General features: G+C 62.9%; 9 protein-coding genes and 2 pseudogenes. 8 read left to right on the top strand and 3 right to left on the bottom strand.

Annotation, left to right across the window (positions count from 1 at the left end):
* Nucleotides 1–281 precede the first annotated feature (281 nt).
* The 7 genes and pseudogenes from ACFVVO_RS04290 to ACFVVO_RS04260 all read left to right on the top strand — a co-directional run bounded on the left by ACFVVO_RS04290 (nucleotide 282) and on the right by ACFVVO_RS04260 (nucleotide 12,411).
* On the top strand, nucleotides 282–1,502 hold the full coding sequence (locus tag ACFVVO_RS04290; RefSeq protein WP_390051530.1) for an IS110 family transposase: 1,221 nt from the start codon (nucleotides 282–284) through the stop codon (nucleotides 1,500–1,502).
* A gap of 521 nt (nucleotides 1,503–2,023) precedes the next feature.
* Entirely contained in the window at nucleotides 2,024–5,065 is a 3,042-nt protein-coding gene (locus tag ACFVVO_RS04285; protein ID WP_390051529.1) for a BPTD_3080 family restriction endonuclease, read from the top strand.
* Nucleotides 5,052–7,772 carry a site-specific DNA-methyltransferase gene (locus tag ACFVVO_RS04280; protein WP_390051527.1) on the top strand — a complete coding sequence of 907 codons (2,721 nt, stop codon included), beginning with the start codon at nucleotides 5,052–5,054 and terminating at the stop codon, nucleotides 7,770–7,772. Before ACFVVO_RS04285 ends, ACFVVO_RS04280 begins: the two co-directional genes overlap by 14 nt.
* A gap of 66 nt (nucleotides 7,773–7,838) precedes the next feature.
* The gene (locus ACFVVO_RS04275; protein WP_390051525.1) at nucleotides 7,839–9,158 is read left to right on the top strand and encodes an AAA family ATPase; all 1,320 of its coding nucleotides are present in this window, start codon (nucleotides 7,839–7,841) and stop codon (nucleotides 9,156–9,158) included.
* 806 nt (nucleotides 9,159–9,964) lie between these two features.
* Nucleotides 9,965–10,480: pseudogene (locus ACFVVO_RS04270) on the top strand (hypothetical protein); the annotation flags it as partial.
* A gap of 38 nt (nucleotides 10,481–10,518) precedes the next feature.
* Nucleotides 10,519–10,665, top strand: a complete 147-nt coding sequence (locus tag ACFVVO_RS04265; RefSeq protein ID WP_390051597.1) for a hypothetical protein — start codon at nucleotides 10,519–10,521, stop codon at nucleotides 10,663–10,665.
* Between the two features lie 852 nt (nucleotides 10,666–11,517).
* Nucleotides 11,518–12,411: a hypothetical protein gene (locus ACFVVO_RS04260; RefSeq protein WP_390051523.1), complete on the top strand. Its 894-nt coding sequence runs from the start codon at nucleotides 11,518–11,520 to the stop codon at nucleotides 12,409–12,411.
* Nucleotides 12,412–13,451: 1,040 nt separating this feature from the next.
* Here the strand turns inward: ACFVVO_RS04260 and ACFVVO_RS04255 are convergent.
* A pseudogene (locus ACFVVO_RS04255) lies at nucleotides 13,452–14,339 on the bottom strand (ISAs1 family transposase); the annotation flags it as partial.
* A gap of 841 nt (nucleotides 14,340–15,180) precedes the next feature.
* Here ACFVVO_RS04255 and ACFVVO_RS04250 point away from each other — a divergent pair.
* Nucleotides 15,181–15,303 (top strand): hypothetical protein, encoded by a 123-nt coding sequence (locus tag ACFVVO_RS04250; RefSeq protein ID WP_268894154.1) that lies wholly within the window; start codon nucleotides 15,181–15,183, stop codon nucleotides 15,301–15,303.
* 643 nt (nucleotides 15,304–15,946) lie between these two features.
* Here ACFVVO_RS04250 and ACFVVO_RS04245 read toward each other — a convergent pair.
* Together ACFVVO_RS04245 and ACFVVO_RS04240 are read right to left on the bottom strand one after the other, a co-directional pair.
* On the bottom strand, nucleotides 15,947–16,267 hold the full coding sequence (locus ACFVVO_RS04245) for a hypothetical protein (RefSeq protein ID WP_390051521.1): 321 nt from the start codon (nucleotides 16,265–16,267) through the stop codon (nucleotides 15,947–15,949).
* Between the two features lie 583 nt (nucleotides 16,268–16,850).
* The gene (locus ACFVVO_RS04240; protein WP_390051519.1) at nucleotides 16,851–19,199 is read right to left on the bottom strand and encodes a UvrD-helicase domain-containing protein; all 2,349 of its coding nucleotides are present in this window, start codon (nucleotides 19,197–19,199) and stop codon (nucleotides 16,851–16,853) included.
* Nucleotides 19,200–19,210 lie beyond the last annotated feature (11 nt).

Genomic DNA, 19,210 nt, shown 5'->3' with positions numbered 1-19,210 from the left:
GTCCGCGCTCCTGCCTTCGTCCCGCGCGGACCGGCCCCGCCACCCCCGCTCGCACACAATCAGCGGCATCGTTGGCTCTCGTGGTCCAAGCCGCCGCCAGGGAACACCTCTAACCGCTCGGCGAACGCTCCCAGTTCCGCAGCTGACCGAGACCCCTGGCGACCGCTGGGATTGCGAACGGCTAATCGGATGACGGGCCCCGAGCCCTGCCATTAGGGAGACGCGCAACCCCGCCACGGCGACGACCTCACACCACCGCCACCCACCCAAGGGACACCACCATGACCAGCGTGTTCTGCGGCATCGACTGGGCCACCGACCACCACGACATCGCACTGCTCGACGAGGCCGGCGCCCTCCTGGACAAGCTCCGCATCGACGACACCCCCACCGGCCTCAGCCAGCTCCTGGAGCTGCTGGCCCAGCACGGCGACTGCCCAGAGAACCCGATCCCGGTGGCCATCGAGACCTCTCACGGGCTCCTGGTCGCCTGCTTACGGGCCACCGGCAGACCCATCTACGTGATCAACCCACTGACCGCCGCCCGCTACCGCGACCGCTACGCACTCAGCCGCAAGAAGTCCGACCACCTCGACGCCAAGGTCTTGGCCAACATCCTGCGCATCGACCCCGCAGAACACCGGCCCCTGCCCGCGGACAGCCACCTCGCCCAGGCCATCACCGTCCTGGCCCGAGCCCACCAGGACGCCGTCTGGGACCGCGTCCAGACCGGCAACCGCCTCCGCTCCCACCTGCGCGAGTACTTCCCCGGCTTCCTCGGCGTCTTCCGCCACTTCCGTGAAGGCCTCGCCTCACCCGTCACCCGCACCCTGCTCGCCGCGGCCCCCACACCCACCCAGGCCGCCCAGCTCACCCGCCCGCAGCTGCGAGCGATCCTGAAGAAAGCCGGACGCCAACGGGAGATCACCGGCGAAGTCGAACGCCTCCACACCCTGCTCCGCGAGCCGCAGATGCACCAACCACCCGTCATCGAGCAGGCCATGGGCACCAAAACCCTCGCCCTGCTGCGTCAGTTCAACGCGGCCTGCGCCAGCGCCGACGATCTGGAAGCCGCCAGTACCACCGCCTTCGCCACCCACCAGGACTCCGAGATCATCACCAGCTTCCCCGGCCTCGGCGCACTGACCGGCGCCCGCGTCCTGGCCGAACTCGGCGACGACCACACCCGCTTCACCAGCCCCCGCGCACTGAAGGCCTACGCCGGATCCGCCCCCATCACCAGATCCTCCGGACGCAAGACCACCGTCCTGGCCAGGCACATCAAGAACCAGCGACTCGCCTCAGCCGGCTACATCTGGGCATTCGCCGCCCTCACCGCATCCCCCGGAGCACGAGCCCACTACGACCGCCGCCGCGCAGCCGAAGACCGACACGTCGCAGCCCAACGCAACCTCTTCAACCGGCTCCTGGGCTGCCTACACCACTGCCTCACCCACCGCATCCCCTACGACGAGCAGACTGCCTTCCCCAACACCGCTTGACTGATCAACCGCATCGGATGTCTGTCTTCGCCCCGCTCCAGCCCGGCCGGCGCCCGTACCGCGCTCAGAGCAATCAGCCACCTGATGCCAGAGAAGGGGGACGTCGTGGCTGGGGCGGTCGGCTCCACGGCTTTAGGCAGCCACTTTGGCGCGAGCCTCGAAGATCATGGCCCCAACGTCGTGCTTTACCGGGCAGGTCCACAGACTGCCCGACGCGCCGGAAGCTTACGGGGCCATGATCACTCGCGCCAAAGCAGCTCCAGCCCAAAGCCGCTCCACCGACCGTCTTTGAAGCGACACTCTCCCACTGCCGGCACCCAAGCACTCTCCACAGGTCTCCCACCAGGGCGTCCTGCGCCAGCAGCCGTACCCCCGGACTCCCGCCACCGAGGGCCCGATCAAGGACAGTAGGCAGTCCGCGTCACCTGATCACTAGCAACGCCGGGACGAACGGATGATCAATCAACTAGGGTGTGCGCACAGGCACTTACTGCCATAGATGGCGACGGAGGGGTGAGGCGATGACAGGGCCAACGGGCAGCAGGGTCATCGAGAACCCAATCATCAACTCTCCATACCGCAGACCTTCTCGACACTTCGCCTTCGACGCGTCTGGCATCACCAACGAGATCATCGAACTGCGGCGCCCAAGTTCACACTTCATTCCAGTGCCCAGACCGCGGAAGAGCGGCAGTTCCGTACAGCATGAACTCCCTGGCTTCGGTGAAGCGGATATCGCCGAAAACCAATTAGTCAATGGCGTGCGCCAGGCACTGGAGCGTTGGCGAGCTAGCGGACGCCCCAACATCACACCGACAACGCGCCGGCTCATCGAGTACTGGACAAATCCCTCGCGCGACAACCCAATCCTGTACTGCCAGCTGGAAGCTGCGGAAACAGCGATTTACATTGCCGAGGCTGCCACCAAGTGCGGCGACCCGTGGATCCGCAATGAGCTCGACACGCATAACAGCGAATACAGCACCGGACTTCCCCGCGTCGCGCTCAAGATGGCCACCGGTACTGGTAAAACGGTCGTCATGGCGATGCTGATCGCCTGGCAGGCACTAAATAAGGCAGCCCAGCCCACAGACCGACGCTTCACACGCAAGTTCCTCGTAATCACGCCTGGCATCACCATTCGTGACCGGCTTCGGGTGTTGCTGCCAGAGGATGACGAAACCTACTACAGGGAACGCGATCTCGTCCCCGCCGACCTGTACAGCAGCCTTCAGCAAGCACGCATCACCATCGTCAACTTCCACACACTGCGCCGCCGAGACAAGACATCGTCCTCGGAAAAAATGACTCGGCTTAATACAGCCGTGCTGCAAGGCAACGACGCCCAAGAAATCGGTGCTTTCGCGGAGTCCGAGGAAGCAATGGTTAAACGCGTGTGCGCAAGCCTTCGAGGCACCGGTGAGATCATGGTCCTCAATGATGAGGCTCATCATTGTTATCAACCAAGAGTCGCCGCGGAAGCTGATGCAGATAGGCGAGTATCCGCCACTGAAAGACGGGATGCCGAAGTAAGCGAGGCTGAGGCACGCATATGGTTTTCCGGACTTGTCGCAATCCGAAAACACCTCGGAGTGAAGTCGGTTTACGACCTGTCCGCGACCCCCTTCTTCATTGGTGGCTCGGGTTACCGCGAAGGAATCCTGTTCCCATGGGTGGTCAGCGATTTCTCACTCGTAGATGCAATCGAATCTGGCGTCGTGAAGATCCCACGGGTTCCAGTCGATGACGACCGTCCGTCTCCGGATGTTACCTATCTAGACCTGTGGCAGAAAATCCGAAGCGAACTGCCTAGGCATGGCCGAAAGACGGACGTAGTATCCGCCGAGGGACTGCCAGACGCCCTTGAGGGTGCCCTAGCTAGCCTCTACTCCTCATACCGACGCGAGTACGCCCACTGGAAGGAATCTGCCGCAGCAGGCGAACCACCGCCCGTCTTTATCGTTGTCTGCTCTAACACCGCTGTGTCAAAGATGGTGTTCGATAAAATCGCGGGATACGAAAAGGTCCTCAAGGACGGCACAGCTGTGCTCACTCCTGGTTCTCTAACCTTGTTCTCGAATGTTCAAGACGGTCGATGGTCTAACTCGCCACGTACCATTTTGGTCGATTCCAAGGAACTCGAATCAGGCCAGGCTCTCTCAAAAGAGTTCCGACAGTTGGCGGCAAAAGAGATCGAGGACTTCAAGGCCGCATACTCCCGCAGATTCCCCGGACGTGGCGAGCCTGAGGTTAGCGACGCGGAGTTGCTCCGTGAGGTAATGAACACAGTTGGCAAACCCGGCCGGCTAGGGGCTGATGTTCGTTGCGTCGTCAGCGTCTCTATGCTCACCGAGGGTTGGGACGCCAATACCGTGACGCACATTCTGGGCGTCAGGGCTTTCGGAACGCAGCTGCTATGTGAGCAAGTCGTGGGTCGCGGGTTGCGTCGACGGTCATACGCGGCAGATGAGAACGGGTATTTCACTCCTGAATACGCGGATGTCTACGGCGTCCCGTTTCAGTTCATCCCCACCGTAGGAAAAACTCGAGACCTCAAACTCAAACCCGTACACAGGGTGCGGGCAGAGCCTGAACGACGGCACGCAGAAATCACCTTCCCGTGTCTGTCGGGCTACCGGCAAGAATTTCCCGACGCTTCCCCGGTGGCTAGGTTCAGCTCGCGCTCCCAAATGATTCTATCCAAGCGCGATCTTCCGATCAGAACTGAAACGGCAGGGCTCGTCGGTCCATCGGATACCCAGAGCCCAGAGACGTTCCTGGCGTTGCGACCACAGGAAGTAGCCTTCCGTCTAGCCTCGCGTGTTATCGAGCACCTCGATGACAGCTCGGATCCAAAGCCATGGCATTTCCCGTCAGTGCTCAAGATTGTCACGCAATGGCTGATGGAATGTGTCGAATGCCATGACGACGCCAAGGTTGGTCTTGTGATGAGTAGCGGACTACTCCAACAGGCCGTTTCCAAGATTCGGGACTCGCTAGGCTGGCCGGAGGGAACACCGGCAGCGAAAACGATTCCGATCTTCCAACCGTATCAAAGTTCCTCCTCGACAAGCGTCGTAAATTTCACTACGACTAAGCAGGTTTACCCCAGCGCTTCAGAAATGTGCCACGTCAACTTTGTTGTTTTGGACGGCCCCTCCGGAAACAGCTGGGAACGCGCAGCAGCACAAGCCCTGGAGGGACTTAAGGGGCTTGTAGAGGCCTATGTCAAAAACGATCACCTCGGCTTCTTCATCCCTTATAGCCATGCAGGTCACGGTCATCGGTATCTTCCTGATTTCCTCGTACGCTTGAAGCCGACCGAGGAGGGGATCCCTCGCACGCTCATCTTGGAGATCTCCGGTGGGCGAAAGCCTGCAGCCTTGACCGCAACAAAGGCGGAGACCGTGCAGAGCCTTTGGATTCCGGCAGTCAACGGTCATGGCGGCTTTGGACTGTGGGGTTTCTGCGAAGTTACTGATCCAGGGCGGATCAGGCAATCGATCACCGAGGCCGCTAAGGCGCTCGACGGAAGGGGAGGAACCGGCGATGCAGCCTCGTAACAGGGAACAGCAGACAAACGCTAAGGCCGTCACAGCCATCACGCACGAAGAAACACGCTCCAACATTCCCACAGCGGATAACTCCATCTTTCTAGACGAAGAAGACACCGCTCCGCGAAAGGTTCCGGTGCAGCGTACCGCCGCCACTCCAGGTGGTGCAGTAACAGAACCGGAGCTCGTATGGCGCGGCAAGCAGGAGCAGGACGCAGCTGGATTAATCGTAGATGCGCCCCCTCTCTTCATCCAGGAGAAAATCGACCCTAGGGCTTTGGTTGAATCTCTCCGTAGAGAGGAGGCCGGCGGTTTCGAACAACCATCGCTCTACGACGATTTCGATGGACTCGCCGATTGGGAAGCGGTCGAGTTTTACGAGCATGAGCAAAATTGGTCGAATCGCATGATCTTGGGTGACTCGCTTGCGGTGATGGCTTCGCTCGCCGAACGAGAGTCACCATCCGTGCGGGGCAAGGTTCAGATGGTCTACATGGACCCCCCTTACGGAATTCGATTTGGCTCAAACTTCCAGCCCCGCACGGGCAGTCGGGATGTATCAGACACCAAGAGCGCAGATGTAACCCGAGAAGTCGAGCAGATCAAGGCTTTCCGTGACACCTGGCAGTGGGGCCTAAACTCTTTCCTCGCTTACTTGCGCGACCGATTGGCCCTAGCACGCGAACTATTGAACGACAGCGGCTCAATCTTTGTTCAGATCGGAGACGACAATCTGCACCTTGTGCGCTCCGTGCTCGACGAGGTTTTTGGGCGGGGTAATTTCTGCTCACAAATATCTTTCCGCACCACAAGCAGTGCAACTGGTGACCTTTTGGGTGGGACTGCGGACTATCTGCTGTGGTACGCAAAAGACCGTGAGGCCCTGAAAGAGAGCCAGAAGTACCGTCAGCTGTACCGCGCTAAGGTAGCGGGTGGCGAGGGCGCAAGCGCCTACCGATATGTTGAATTGCCGGACGGAAAACGCCGGTCAATGTCGCCACAGGAACGGCGAGACCAGGAATTGCTACCAAAAGGAAGTCGAGTCTTCCGACTCGACAACCTGACCAGTCAAGCCTCGGGACGTGCTAAAGGGGAGGGTGCGGCCTCCTGGTTCCCCGTGGAATTTGAAGGGCGAACCTTCCTGCCTCCCAGGCACAGCCGTTGGAAGACCAACGAGGCTGGCATGGAACGTCTGAAGGCAGCACGTCGACTGGGAGTCGCGGGAAATACGTTGAGCTACGTCCGCTACCTCGATGATTTCCCGGCTTTCCCACTGAGTAACTATTGGGACGACACCACAACCGCCGGTTTTGGTGATCCCAAGCTTTACGTCGTTCAGACCAACACCAAGGTTGTTGAGCGCTGCATGCTCATGACTACGGACCCGGGCGACCTGGTGCTAGACCCCACTTGCGGCTCCGGTACGACCGCCTACGTAGCCGAGCATTGGGCACGCCGGTGGATCACCATCGACACATCCCGCGTAGCACTTGCCCTCGCCCGACAGCGGCTAATGTCCGCAAAATATCCGTACTACCTGCTCGCCGACTCGCATGCGGGACGTACAAAGGAAGCAGCGATTGCTGGTCAGCCTGTGCCAGACGGGCCAACCAATGGCGACGTACGGAAGGGATTCGTCTACGAGCGACTTCCGCACATCGAACTGCAAACGTACTCCAAGAACCCCACCATTCACGATGGCATGACTCCACAGGAGATCGATACAGCGGTTCGCATCCATGCCAAGAAGGAGCTCCTGTACGACCGTCCCGCTGGCGATCCGAAGAAGGTCCGAGTTACAGGCCCCTTCACTGTAGAGAGCTTGTCGCCGTACCGCACTCTTTCAGCGGATGCCAAGCTATCTGGGTCAGAGCGAGCAGCAGAAAGCTCCCCGGACTCCCCGTCCTACGTACAAACCGTGCTGGAACACCTCCTGAAAGAGGGAGTACGCACAGGCGAGCGTTCGAAGCGGATTCAGTTCGACACGCTTGTGCCCTATCCCGACGAATGGATCCAAGGTGACGGCCGCCGGGAAGACGGCCCGGACGGGGAACCACAACGCGTCGCGGTCTTCGTTGGACCGCAATACGGCACGGTGGGGCCGGCACAGATCCGCAATGCCGCCCGTGCAGCCCGGCGTGGCGAGGGTTTTGATTTGCTAATCGTCTGCGCATTCGCCTTCACGCCGGACGCCCAGCGCACGGCAGAGGAGTTCAAGATCGGCTCACTTCCAGTGCTCACCGTTCGGATGAACTCTGACCTTGCTATGGGCGGATCCCTGCTCAAGAACACGGGCAGTGGAAATCTGTTCACGCTGTTCGGTGAACCTGATGTCGACATCAATCATAGCGACGAAGGGATGCTCACAGTTTCGGTACGCGGAGTGGACGTCTATGACCCCACTACAGGGGAGGTTCGATCGAGGAACACTGAGGGCATCGCCCTGTGGATGATAGACACCGCATACAACGAGGAGTCCTTCTTCGTACGGCACTGCTACTTCACTGGCAACACCAAGGCTTACCAGGCACTGAGCCGGGCCCTGCGCGCTCATATCGACGAGACAGCCTGGGACACCTGCTACCTCACAACGTCCCGGCCGTTTGCTGTGCCGGAGAGTGGCAAGATCGCTGTCAAGGTGATCAATCACTACGGAGATGAGGTGCTGAAGGTCTATGACGTGGCTCGTCGTCAGAGCAAGCGAGCTAGGCGCTGATCGCCGCCACCCAGCGACGCTCATCAAGTCAGTGCTGCCCGGTAGCGTGGCCGTATGACAGGAGACATGAGCGGAACCGAGGGGCTCAGCCTGGAGGAAGTCCGCCTGACTGCCTTCAAGTCGTTTCATGGTCAGGTACTCCGCCTAGCCCCGCTAACTGTCCTGATCGGGCGCAATAGCAGTGGTAAGTCCAACGCTCTGGACGGCATCGAGGTGCTGTCCCGTCTGGCACACGGAGAGGACATCCGAGACGCGCTTGAAGGACGCCGGCGAGACGCGGATCCGGTGCGTGGCGGGCTTGAAGGCTGCGCACCTCACGGCGAGGATCTCTTCGCGCTCGGCTGCACCGTAGCGACTCCGGATGGCCCCGTAAGGCTGGACGTTGTTGTACAGGTGAGGCCGGAAGTACAGATCATCAGCGAGACGCTGGTTGGCCCAGTGGGGAGGAAGCAGCGCACACTCCTCGAAACCGCGCCAGCGGACGACATCCGGGGAGACATCCTTGCTTGTTGGTACAACGGCAAACGCGGTCGCAGTCCGTATGAGCCGTTTCGCTCCTCACGGCTACTCACGGGCCAGCTCACGCTGCGGGCCATGGGGTCGACCGTGGGAGAGCGCGCAACTCTCACAGCAGCAGAGCAATTGCTGACAGTGCTGCGTGGAGTGTTTCAGCTGGATCCCGTCCCGCATCTCATGCGCCAGTACGTTGCAGCACGGGACTATCACCTCCGCCGGACCGCCGAGAACCTATCAGCAGCTGTCGGGCATATCCGACAAAAAGATCGTCGCCGCTTCCGCCGCCTGCTGGAGCTCATGCAAGGTCTCTCCGACCACGACATCCACAGGCTCATGGTCACCAACTCTGACTTGGGTGACGTAATGCTTGCCCTTGACGAGGGTAGGTCCGGATTGACCCCCGCCCGTGAAATGAGCGATGGCATGCTTCGTTTTCTTGCCGTCTGCACAGCCGTGCTAAGCGGAGGCTCTGGACTAGACCTAGGCCCCGACGACGATCCCGAGACGGCTCGCACCCTCATGTTGGTGATCGAGGAACTGGAAAACGGGCTCCACCCGTCACAGGCCGCAACGGTGCTCCAGCTTGTGAAGCAAGCCAGCGAGGAAAGCAACACACAAGTACTGTGCACCACGCATAGCCCAGCCCTCTTGTCTGCGCTTGAGGGAGCGGACCACAAGGGAGTAATTGTCTGCTCCCGAAACCGAACCGACGGACGCAGCCAGCTGCTGCCACTGACCGAACTGGACGGCTACGCCACAGCGATGGCCACGGGCCCACTAGGGGAAGTTGTCACGAGGGATGAGTTGCCCATTAATCCAAGGATGGAGCGTGATTTCACTGACTTCGACCGGCTCCTTGGTATCGGGTGATCGAAAAAATGCGACCTGTAGTCTTCGTAGATACCTCTGTACTACTGAACCTTCTAAGCGTCCCTCATAAGAGTCAGAACCACGATGAGGTAGCGGCACGGCTAGCAAGCATTCGCACCCTATGCGATTTGGTACTTCCAGTGACGGCAGTCATTGAGACTGGCAACCATATTGCGCAGGTTGCAGACGGAACCGCTCGTGGAACGTGCGCGGAGCGCTTGGCGAGCGTTATCCGCATGTCGATTGACGGCCGCGCCCCCTGGGTTTTGAACAATGTAGTTTGGGACAAGGCGTTTCTTCAGTCCATGCTCGACGGGGCAGGAACGGGGTCAACCCTCGTCAACTTAGCGCGTTCAAAACTTGGCTGCGGAGACCTCAGTATTCTGACCGAAGTCGAACGCTACGGAGCCCGTACAAACGGGATCCACATATCGGTATGGACACTGGACGGGCAACTCTCCTCATACTGTGAATCACCTCCATGTTGATTCAGCTTCTCTCTCCCGTCAGCCAGGAGAGCCCGCTGACGTCCTCTGGACGCTCGCTCCCAGGCGCGCCTGCCACGGGCAACCCCCTTCATCCGGCGGGTCCTGCACCATCTGTGGACGGGGGGCACATAGGCTGCCACCGCGAGCTCCTGACCTGCGGGGATCCTGCAGAGCGCATAGGCCTCCGGAGCAGCTGTGTCTACTTAGGCCGTCGAGCACTGTGCAGCCTGGCGAGCTGAGGACCTTCGTTCGTGTTCTCGCCCGGCAAGGGCACCGGAGTTGTTGTCCCTCCTCCTTCGCGCAGGGCAGGATTGGGTTATGGCACCCACCGACTTGTCTCGCCTGCAGATGCCACGCGCTTGTCGTGAGGCTCTTGCTGCCAGGCATCGGTCGGAGCGGATCGACAGTCACACCATCCCCGTGGCCACTGCCTGGTGGAACACCGAGCTAGTCGCCGCTCGCTTGCCTGGTGCGCCCATAGCCAGTTCAGATGTCACCCAGCTCAGTCGCAGTGACCTGTTCGCGGATGCTGCCAAGCTCGACACTGACTCCGACGAGGAGCTGCTGCGTTTTCTGTGGCGTGTACTCGCCTGGGGTAGCGGCATGAAACTCCGCCTCAATCGCAAGCGCATGCGAGCTGTGGCGGATAGCCCGTCCTCAGCCGCGGCGGCTCTGCGCCAGGCTTTAAAGGCCTCCCGCGAGGATCCGGCACAGGCATACGAAGCTCTGCGCCCGCGAGACCGCAACGCCATCGCGTATCTAGGCCCGGCGTTCTCGACCAAAGTCCTGTATTTCGCCGGCCGTGGCGCTCTCGACCACCCATGCGCGATCCTCGATTCCCAGGTGGCCGCCACGCTCAGGGACACCTGCGAGTGGGACTCGCTCGGGGACAACGGGGGCCCACCAGCACCTACGTCCGCTACTGCACACTCCTGGACCGCTGGGCTCACGAGGAGGGCAGGCGGTTCGGGCGCCGCATAGGCATCGACGAGATCGAACGCTGGCTGTTCATGCCCTGAGCCAGAACCGAGCTGCCAGCTGCGGATCCCACAGACGGCGCACCACAGCCCTGCCAGATGCAAGGGTCAGCCATGGTCAGTTCCGTGGAAAGTGCGCCTCTAACTACGCCGCGGTTCTAGGCTTCTAGCCGCCGCGCACGAGCCTGTTGCGATAGCGGGGCGAGTCAGACTTCAGTACTGGGGGGGACCAGTGACCGTACCGACACTCTCGTTCAACGACGCCCTCGACGCAGAAGACGCAGGTGCGTACATGTGGGAGGAAGACCTAGGCAGGTTGGCTCGTGAGCAGGAAGCATACGAACGGGCGCGGATGGAGGCAGCTCAGACTCTTCGAGCGGCCGCTTGCGCACTGATGGAGAAGGCCGCAGGTCAGGTAGATGCGCAAGAACGCGATCGACTCATCGAACAGGCGCGGATGAAGCTGCGCTTGGTGCCTGATCCCCTGCCCCAGAGGCGTCATGTACTGGAGCGGCAGGAACAGATCATTGCCCGCTCCTGCGGACGTCCCGCTGTGCTGTTGCGGCCCAGCCTCCCGGGACACCGAGAGGCGTACCACACGGGCCCCGAATGCGGACTCATTAGCGGCAAGGGCCGGCACTTGGAGGACTCAAGCTGGGCGCTAGTCGGTGAGGCCGAAGCCGTCGGGTATCGGCCCTGCGAACGCTGCCCAACGCAGGCCTAGGGGGTCATCGCTAGAACTTGTTCATGGTTCCAGGCAGGTTTTCGCGGGCCGGAAGCACCTTGTCCCCCGCCGCACGGGAGCCACAAAGCACCTTTGCCGGCCGGTCCCTGTCACTCCTTACGCTTACCCTCGACTGCACACACCCGACAACACACGAGAGGCCGCCCGGTATGACCAACGACGACGGCTGGTCCCCCGAATTGCAGCGCGTGATTGAAGAAGCGCAGGCCATGATGACCGACGGGGTCATGGAAGAGACCCTTCGTGACAAGGCCGGCGTGGAACCCAGCCACCTGCCCACACTGTTGGACCTCGTGGCGATCGGCGTCACTAACGGCGCTTGGCGGAATAGTTGCATCGAAAACTGGCACGCCGAAGGTCGACTGTCGGACGGCGACATGATGCGCATCAACAGCTACACCACAGATGCCATACGCCGACGCCTGCAGGGGTGGTGCATCGAGTCCGGAATCACTTCAGCGAGCAGCACCGCGCTGGCAAAGATCGATGTCGAGGATGTGGACGTCCTTGCCGGCCGTCTCTTCCGATGGCTGACGAATGCTGAGCGCAGGCTCCCCACCGGTATGACTCTCGGAGAGTTGGCCGGCTCCGTGGAAGACTTGGAAGAGTACGAGGACCATGCGGACCGGGTCCTCGGCGGCTTTGTCGGACAGATGGAGGAAAAGGGCGTCCGATTCGGCCTGCTCTGCACTGCCTGCCACGGTGCCCTGGCCTGCTCCCGATGGTGGGCACATCCGACATGGCCCGACCGCGTCGAACACTTCATTCGCGTCCTTGGCGATGCGACCGACTCTCACTGGGGTCCCAACGGTGAACGGAGGGAGAGGCTGGGCGCCGAGCCGCTCACCGTGCAGGACCACTACGTCCTGCGTGCCACGCTGCTGGAAAGCCCGTGGAAACTCGACCCCACGGCCGCCGAGTGGATCGTGGCTGCCGGGATCGGTTACCTCAACGTCCCGGTCCGCTCCAACCAGCCTGTGCTGTCTATCACTGCAGACGCGGACGGCGTCTCCGCTCACCCACTTGCTGATGGGGCCGTCTGACGATCACAAGGGTGCGGGCGCCGCGGATAGCCGCAGTCCGTGGACCATCTTTGGACATGGAAGGGCCACTTGCCCGGCTAAGCGCGCGTGACCTGCACGTACGTCGAGGACTGCAGCGCCCTCCGGAGCTGCGGACTAATCGGTTCCGGATTCGGTGGACAACACAGCTGATGCATCACCATGTTCGGCGCAGGCAGCCCACCAGCTTTCGCCCCTGGCTCCGGTACCCTCACACTCCACGCCGCTGGGTTGGGGCACGGTGCCCCCAGGTGCACTCGCCACGTGCGGAGGCCGCGCCGGCCCGATGATGGTTCGCGGCCCACGGGCGCTTCCAGTGCCTCGGCGTAGTCACGTTGCGTCCGGTTTGTGATCACCGAGGCCGAGGAGTGCGAGGGGCCATCGGGGATCGCGGGCGTTGCATCGCAGGCCCGCGACGCAACGTTGGAGCACAACGGTCTCTTAAAGCGGGTCTCCGCAACTCCTACAGGTGTCTTCGCCATCGTCGTACATAACGCCGCAGCAGTACGTGGGGCCGCCGCTGACTTCATAACAAGCGCTGCACATCTGAGACTCGTCGTCCCAGTCAGTCGCATTCTCGACGGGATCGTCACACCCTGTACAGACAAGCGCTGTCACCGCGCGTCACCCCAGCAATCGGAGGAGGTAAACGGAGAGCAGTAATCGCTGTCGTGTCGCTCAGAGTAGTCGCTCATGTTGGCTGTTGGCTTACCACAGTTCGGACACGTGGGGTGTTCACCCTGACATGTGCGATTGTTATGCCCACCGAGTCCACATACCGTGCATGCCATGACGACAGAGTAGATGAACCTCAGCCGTCGTACCCGGGCTTCGGCAAAGACTGGATGACATCCGGTTTGTGATCATGGGAGGCCGAGGAACGCGAGGGGTCGGCAGGCGTTGCGTGCGTTGCGGCGGAGGCCGGCGGCGATGCTCTTGACGCCGCCCAGCCGCATGGCGCCGATGGCGAGATTGCGCCAGGTCGCCATCGCCCGGGGTGCATTGCCTGTCCGCAGTTGGGAGGCGTCCTCGGCGAAGGTGGTGTCGCGGACGTGGTGCAGGGCCTCGATCTTCCAGTGGTCCCGGACCAGCTGTGCGAGCCGGGCGGGGGCGGCCTGCTCGGCGGTCAGGCTGGTCACCGCGTAGACGGTGGTGATGGTGGTCTTGCCGGTCTTGCGGTCGGTGCGGTGACGCTTGATCTGGACGGCCTGGCAGGCACCGGGAAAGGGCAGGTTGTTCACGGTGGCGATCTTGATTCGACGGATCTCCGCGCGGCCGTAGCCGCTGCCGCGCGTGCTCCCCTGGAGCGGGATGCCCTTCCAGGGGAGGGACTTCAGATGCTTGCGCAGTTTCTTCTGATTGCCCTTGACGATCGCGATGTAGTGGGCCCGGCGGCCCAGAAGGTAGCCGGCGTGCTCGCGCTGGGTATGCAGTGCGTCGCTGGTGACGACCGTCCCGGCCAGGTCGGCGACGGTGTCCAGCAGCGGCTGGAAGCAGGTGGTCTCGCCGGTCTTCTCGCCGACGTCGAGCTGGGCCAGGACCAGGCCGGTGTTGTGCTCCACCGCCGCAAGAAGGTGGATCTTCCGTCCCCTCGCCCTGGCCGCGCCGCGCAGGGACTTGCCGTCCACGGACAGTCCTCGCAACCCGGAGCCGACGGGGCAGCGGTCGGCGAGCCAGCCGCCCACCGCCCGGTCCAGGGCGTCGCCGTCGACGCACGCGAGCAGGCGGCGCACCGTCGTCTCGGCCGGCACCAGCCGCCTGGGCAGCACCGGATCGGGGCGCACACCGAGCCGTTCCAGCACCAGGGGCGGCGCGTCCGCGATCCACTCGCCGACCGCCAGCAGCGAAGTCGCCCCCGCCAGCACCGCGCACGCGGCCAGGGCGAGGACAACGGCCAACGCGTGCCGCACACCGCGACGGTCCCGTGGGTCCGGCACCTCGGCCAGCCGTTCTAGCAGGCCCGCCACCTCCCCGGGCCCGACGCCGGTCTGTTCGTGGAGCTGGTCAAGGGCGGGCGGAATCGGCAATGATGCGTCGGCAGGCACGGTCTTCCAGGCAGGTCACGGGGCGTAGACAACTCCATGATCTTGGAAATCCGTACCTGTCCTGCCTCCGGGACGCCCACCGGTCAACGTGCCGTCACAAATCGGATCAGGGCTGACTACGCCGAAGCCCTGCGGGCGCTTCTGTTCAAGCTTCATGACTCATTAACAGCCAGCCCAGCCCGTAGCCTACGAGCAACGCCAATCGGCTGCCATGACACTCGCCGCATAACCGCACAAACCCGTGTCCACCATCTGGGACGAAGCCCCGTGCACGCTCCCGCCGTACACGACCAACCAACTGAATTGCCCCGACTGTGGAATGATCGTGAAGAAGGATCAGATCTCTTGACCTCCCGACCGACTTCGACGCCGTACTCGGCGGACGGATGACACACACTCTTCAGATGGTGAGCAGGATGACGGCGTCCATCAGGCGCCAGCGAGAGGAGGAAATGCACGTGGTCGATTCGGACAATTGGTGCGACGCCCTGTACTTCCCGTACGGCCGACGCAAATTGGGAGGGGTGCGCTGCCGCCTGGAGCCCGAGCACGGCGGAGATCATTGGTGCGAGGCCGAGGACGAAATGGACTCATAGCCCCGAGTCCACGCCGATCTAAGCTCCAACGCCACCAAGCCGGGCGGCCACGTCGAAGGCGAGTTGTCTGACTGAGGACGCCGCTGAATCCAACATATCGGGAGACAAAGATGGACCGGGCAGAACTAAAAGCCAAAGTCGACGAGCTGATGCGCCAGTATCAGGACGGCGAGATTGACGGCGAGACCTACTATCAGGCAATGATGGAGTTGACTACCTCCGCACAGGAATGACGTCCCGGCCTCACTCAGCATGACGGGCCCCGCTAGCAGTTCCACACGGTTTGTGACATTTGCAGCCACGCAAGACTCACTAGTGCGAGGTCGTCACGCAAGGTGCAACCCATCGCGTCCGCCGTCGGGTCTTGCTCTGGTCGACAGCCGACAACGTGACTGAGGTCGGCAGGGGTACAGCGAGGCACACGCGCGCCTGCGCGGTCGGCTGACCCGCCATCGTGGCTGACTGTCATCGGCTGAGGCTCAGACGCTCCGGGACCCAGTTTCGCCATGGACGTTCGGGGCGAAGAGCCCGTGCCATTCGCGTGCCAGATCCTGCGGGGAACCACGGGGAACAGTGGAGACTGATCACAGGCACGGCCAGGGGTTCAACGCCGCTTCTCCGCAGGTCAGTCCAGTGATCGCACCCAGAAGACCCAAGCTTCCCAAGCTGATGTCACCTATCGGCCTGCCGCTTCGTCCGGGCTGCGGCGCTGGGGCGCCGGGTCCCGGCCGATCGGCAGGCCGAGGAACGCAGCGGAGAGCATCCGGGCAGCGAAGAGCCCCCTGCGCCAGTGCCAGGGCACGCTGTTGCGAGAGGCCACGTCGTCTGATTGCGGACTGTGCTCGGATAACGCCCAACCGGCGGCCGAGGAGCAGTTCAGGCAGCAGGCGCTTCCCGCTGGGTGGTCATGGGCGGTTCAGCCATCGTGCCGCGCAGCTCCCCTGCGAATCCCGCCGTGATCAGCTGCGCCAGCAGTTCGGCCGCGTCAGGGCTAACGGTGCCGAGCTGCACCAACCCGTCACCGAAGACGTTCACGTCGGCCACCAGGCCGGGGAAGTCGGAGTCCAACCCAAGCAGCACCAGCTGATCGGCCAGAGTGCCGGCACTTCGCCGTGCCCGGTTCCAGCCGCGGGCGTAGGGCACGCCGGGCGACAAGTCTTCCGCGCGCTTGACCACCACTCCTCGCCGGTCAGTCATGACGTCAGGTCCTTCCCTTGTGCTCATTGGCGTTGGTCGGCGCATGCCCGAGGCCGCCACGGTCCACCCCGAAGCCGCTTGCCAGCTGCCGGCAAGGCACCACCGTCACAGTCAGTTGGTCAGGCAGGGGTGCCGCACGTCGCACACTCGCTTCCCGGCGACATGAATTCCTCAGGAGAGAGCACTTCAGCGCTGGGCAGCCCTCCATGCCGGCGGATGACCGAGCTTCGAGCATCCCGCCCTTCTGGCCCTGGTCCAGCAGGGCTTTAGGTTTTCGGCCTTGATGTGCTCGCGCAGGATGCGGGTCAACGCCAGGGCCTCTGGGCAGCACGCATGTTGCCCAGAGGCCGTACCTTCAGTCCGCGCTCTCCGTAGATCTCGCCGTCGTACGTCCAGCTCCTCCTGATTCTTTCCCGACCTCCGACCGAGCCGCATGGAACGACAGTTGGGAACTCTTAAGCCGCGCGCGTACCGCCCACCTTCAACCCGACGGTCCGCAGTAATTCGTCAATCTCGACGGGTTCCTCCCATGCGGCTATGGCCAGGGTGTTGCCCTCCACCACCTCTCGAGATCACCTGGTGATCAAGGTGCGATAAGTTCAGTCGGCGTTTTGGCCAGGAACGGACTGGGAGTGCCGTGCCACGTGATAGTGAGGGCGTCCCGGGCCCGGGTCGCGGCGACGAAGAGCATCGAGCGGGCTTTGCGCAGCTCCCGGCGGTAGCGCGCGGGGTCTTCGGTGCGGTACCGGTCGATGGCCTCCATCCTTGGCACGAGCCGGTCGTTGGCGCCGACGATGACGAGGCGCTGGTATTCCAGTCCCTTGAAGCGGGGCATGGTGCCGACGTGGATGGCGCCGTCGCCGCGGGGGCCGTCGGAGGTCAGCTGGGCGTAGCCGAGGCCGGCTTTGGTGGCGAGGTGGTAGATGACCTGGCTGACCTTGTCGCGGTCGGGGACTGCTACCCCGATGAGACCGCGCGTGCCGCGCTCGGTGGCGTCGTCGTGGGCGGCGAGTTCGTCGCGCCAGGTGCGCAGTGTGGCGGCGAGGCCGTCGAGTTCGTCCTCCCAGGTGGTGTAGCCGTGTAGCTCGGGGACGGGGCCGTGGAGTACGGAGCGGTAGCCGGCGAGGGTGTCGGTTCCCTCGTCGAGGTCGTCGTAGGTCTCGCCGGACATCACCGACAGGGCCTGGGCGAGGATTTCCTTGGTGGTGCGGTAGCTCAGGGAAAGGCGCGCGGAGCGACCTCGGACGTTGATACCGAGGGAGCCGAGGGAGACGTGATTGTCGTAGACGCGCTGGTGGGTGTCGCCGGCGATGAACATATCGTTGTCGCCAGGGGCGACCATCGCCCGAAGCATTTTCCAGTGCGCGGCGCGCAGGTCTTGTGCTTCGTCCACGACGACGTGCCGGTAGCGGTGTTTGAGGTCGAGCGGTGATGCCTCGGCGTCGCGGTGGATCAAGTCGCGGCCACCGACCTGGTCCTTGTACGCCTGGCGAGCTTGGATGCGGGCGGCGCGTTCTATCTCGTAGCGGGCGGCGCGTTCAGCGGCTTGGCCCCAGGTCTCGACACCCTTGTTGTCGAGGCTGGCCGTAAAGCGGTCGAGGACGTTCCAGATGGCGGCACGTTCGGGACGCGTGAGTGGGTGCCCGCGCCCGGCTCGGCGGGTTTGGAAGTAGGCGGCCCTGGTGGTCACGGACTGACCGAGGACGACCTGTTCCCACTCCTCGAGGAGGAACTCCGGCTCCCAAGAACGCTGCTGACCAAGCTCGTTCAGGACCGCGCGTAGTTCGTTCAGGGCCGTGCGGTCGTCGATGCGGCGCTTGCTGCGGCCACTGAGCGCGTTCTCGGTGATGACCTTGTAGGCGAGTTCATCGATGTGGGTGATGTCGACGCGGGCCAGGAGAGCGGGATCGCCGACGAGGTCGCTGAGACGGGCGCGCAGGTCGGCGGCGAGGTTCTTGGTGAAGGTGGTCAGCAGGATCGGCTTGTCCCGGCCGGGCTTGAGCTGCTGCAGAAGGTGGTGGATGCGGTGCAAGGCCACGATGGTCTTGCCCGTACCGGGACCGCCGGAGACCCGGGCAGGGCCGTTGTAGTCGCGGTTCACCAGGCGCGCCTGGGTGGGGTGCAGGAAGACCTTCCAGGCCTGGAAGTCCCCTGCTTCCAAAACGTTCTTCAATGCGTCGTCGACGGTGGTGACGGTGGTGCGAGCCAGGGCGGCTCCGAAGTCGGCGAGGTCGATGTGCTCCGATGACGCGACTGCGTCGGTGATCTCGGCGCGTACCTCCTCGGGGCTCATCCCCGCGGCCAGGCCATACAGGATGTCCTGGGAAAGCAGCGGTGCTCCGGCTACCAGGCGATCGAGGTCGGCGGTGTCGGTGAGGGTGAGCGCGACGTCGATAAGGGATTCGGCAACGCCGAGTTCCCTCAGCAGCTGGGGGGGATGGGCGGCCAGCAAGGGAGGCACCGCGGCAGCCGATTCGCCGTCCTCGGGGACAACCGGTCCAGGCAGTGTGGGGGGTTCGGTTTCTTCTGTACCGGCGGTGTCCGGTTCAGCGGCAACGAGCTGGATGCCGGCGCGGCGCAGGGCGCTTTCCCCGACGACCGACAGGTCGACGAACTCGATCTCTCCGGAGACCCGGTTGATGGCGACGGAGAGCTGTTCGTAGACGTCCCGGCGGTGCCGAACCGCGATGATCAGCCAGTTCTCGTCGCCGTTCTCGTCGGCCCCTGTGCGGGTGAGCAGGGCACGGTAGGAGTCGTCGATGCGCGCGGAGAAGATGTGCGAGTCGCCCTTGAGGGACTTGAGTTGCAGGCCGTTGCCGTGCGGGTTCTCCCGGAAGCGGTGGGAGAAGTCGTAGAACTTGGCCTTCACCGAGCGGTCGAGTTTGTAGAGCTCGTGTTCGGCCTTCTGGTACAGGCTGAGGCGGACGGTCATCTGAGGGCGTC

Origin of the sequence: Streptomyces sp. NPDC058145, assembly GCF_042884245.1 — a bacterium.
In the GTDB taxonomy this organism is placed as follows: Bacteria; Actinomycetota; Actinomycetes; order Streptomycetales; family Streptomycetaceae; genus Streptomyces.
Note: the sequence above shows the minus strand (reverse complement) of the source record. Positions and strands in the feature narration are given on the sequence as shown.

Bases quoted from the DNA above. Each gene is read 5' to 3' on its own strand.
- ACFVVO_RS04290 (WP_390051530.1), top strand. From the start codon at position 282: ATGACCAGCGTGTTCTGCGGCATCGACTGGGCCACCGACCACCACGAC.
- ACFVVO_RS04285 (WP_390051529.1), top strand. From the start codon at position 2,024: ATGACAGGGCCAACGGGCAGCAGGGTCATCGAGAACCCAATCATCAAC.
- ACFVVO_RS04280 (WP_390051527.1), top strand. From the start codon at position 5,052: ATGCAGCCTCGTAACAGGGAACAGCAGACAAACGCTAAGGCCGTCACA.
- ACFVVO_RS04275 (WP_390051525.1), top strand. From the start codon at position 7,839: ATGAGCGGAACCGAGGGGCTCAGCCTGGAGGAAGTCCGCCTGACTGCC.
- ACFVVO_RS04260 (WP_390051523.1), top strand. From the start codon at position 11,518: ATGACCAACGACGACGGCTGGTCCCCCGAATTGCAGCGCGTGATTGAA.
- ACFVVO_RS04250 (WP_268894154.1), top strand. From the start codon at position 15,181: ATGGACCGGGCAGAACTAAAAGCCAAAGTCGACGAGCTGATGCGCCAG.
- ACFVVO_RS04245 (WP_390051521.1), bottom strand. From the start codon at position 16,267: ATGACTGACCGGCGAGGAGTGGTGGTCAAGCGCGCGGAAGACTTGTCG.
- ACFVVO_RS04240 (WP_390051519.1), bottom strand. From the start codon at position 19,199: ATGACCGTCCGCCTCAGCCTGTACCAGAAGGCCGAACACGAGCTCTAC.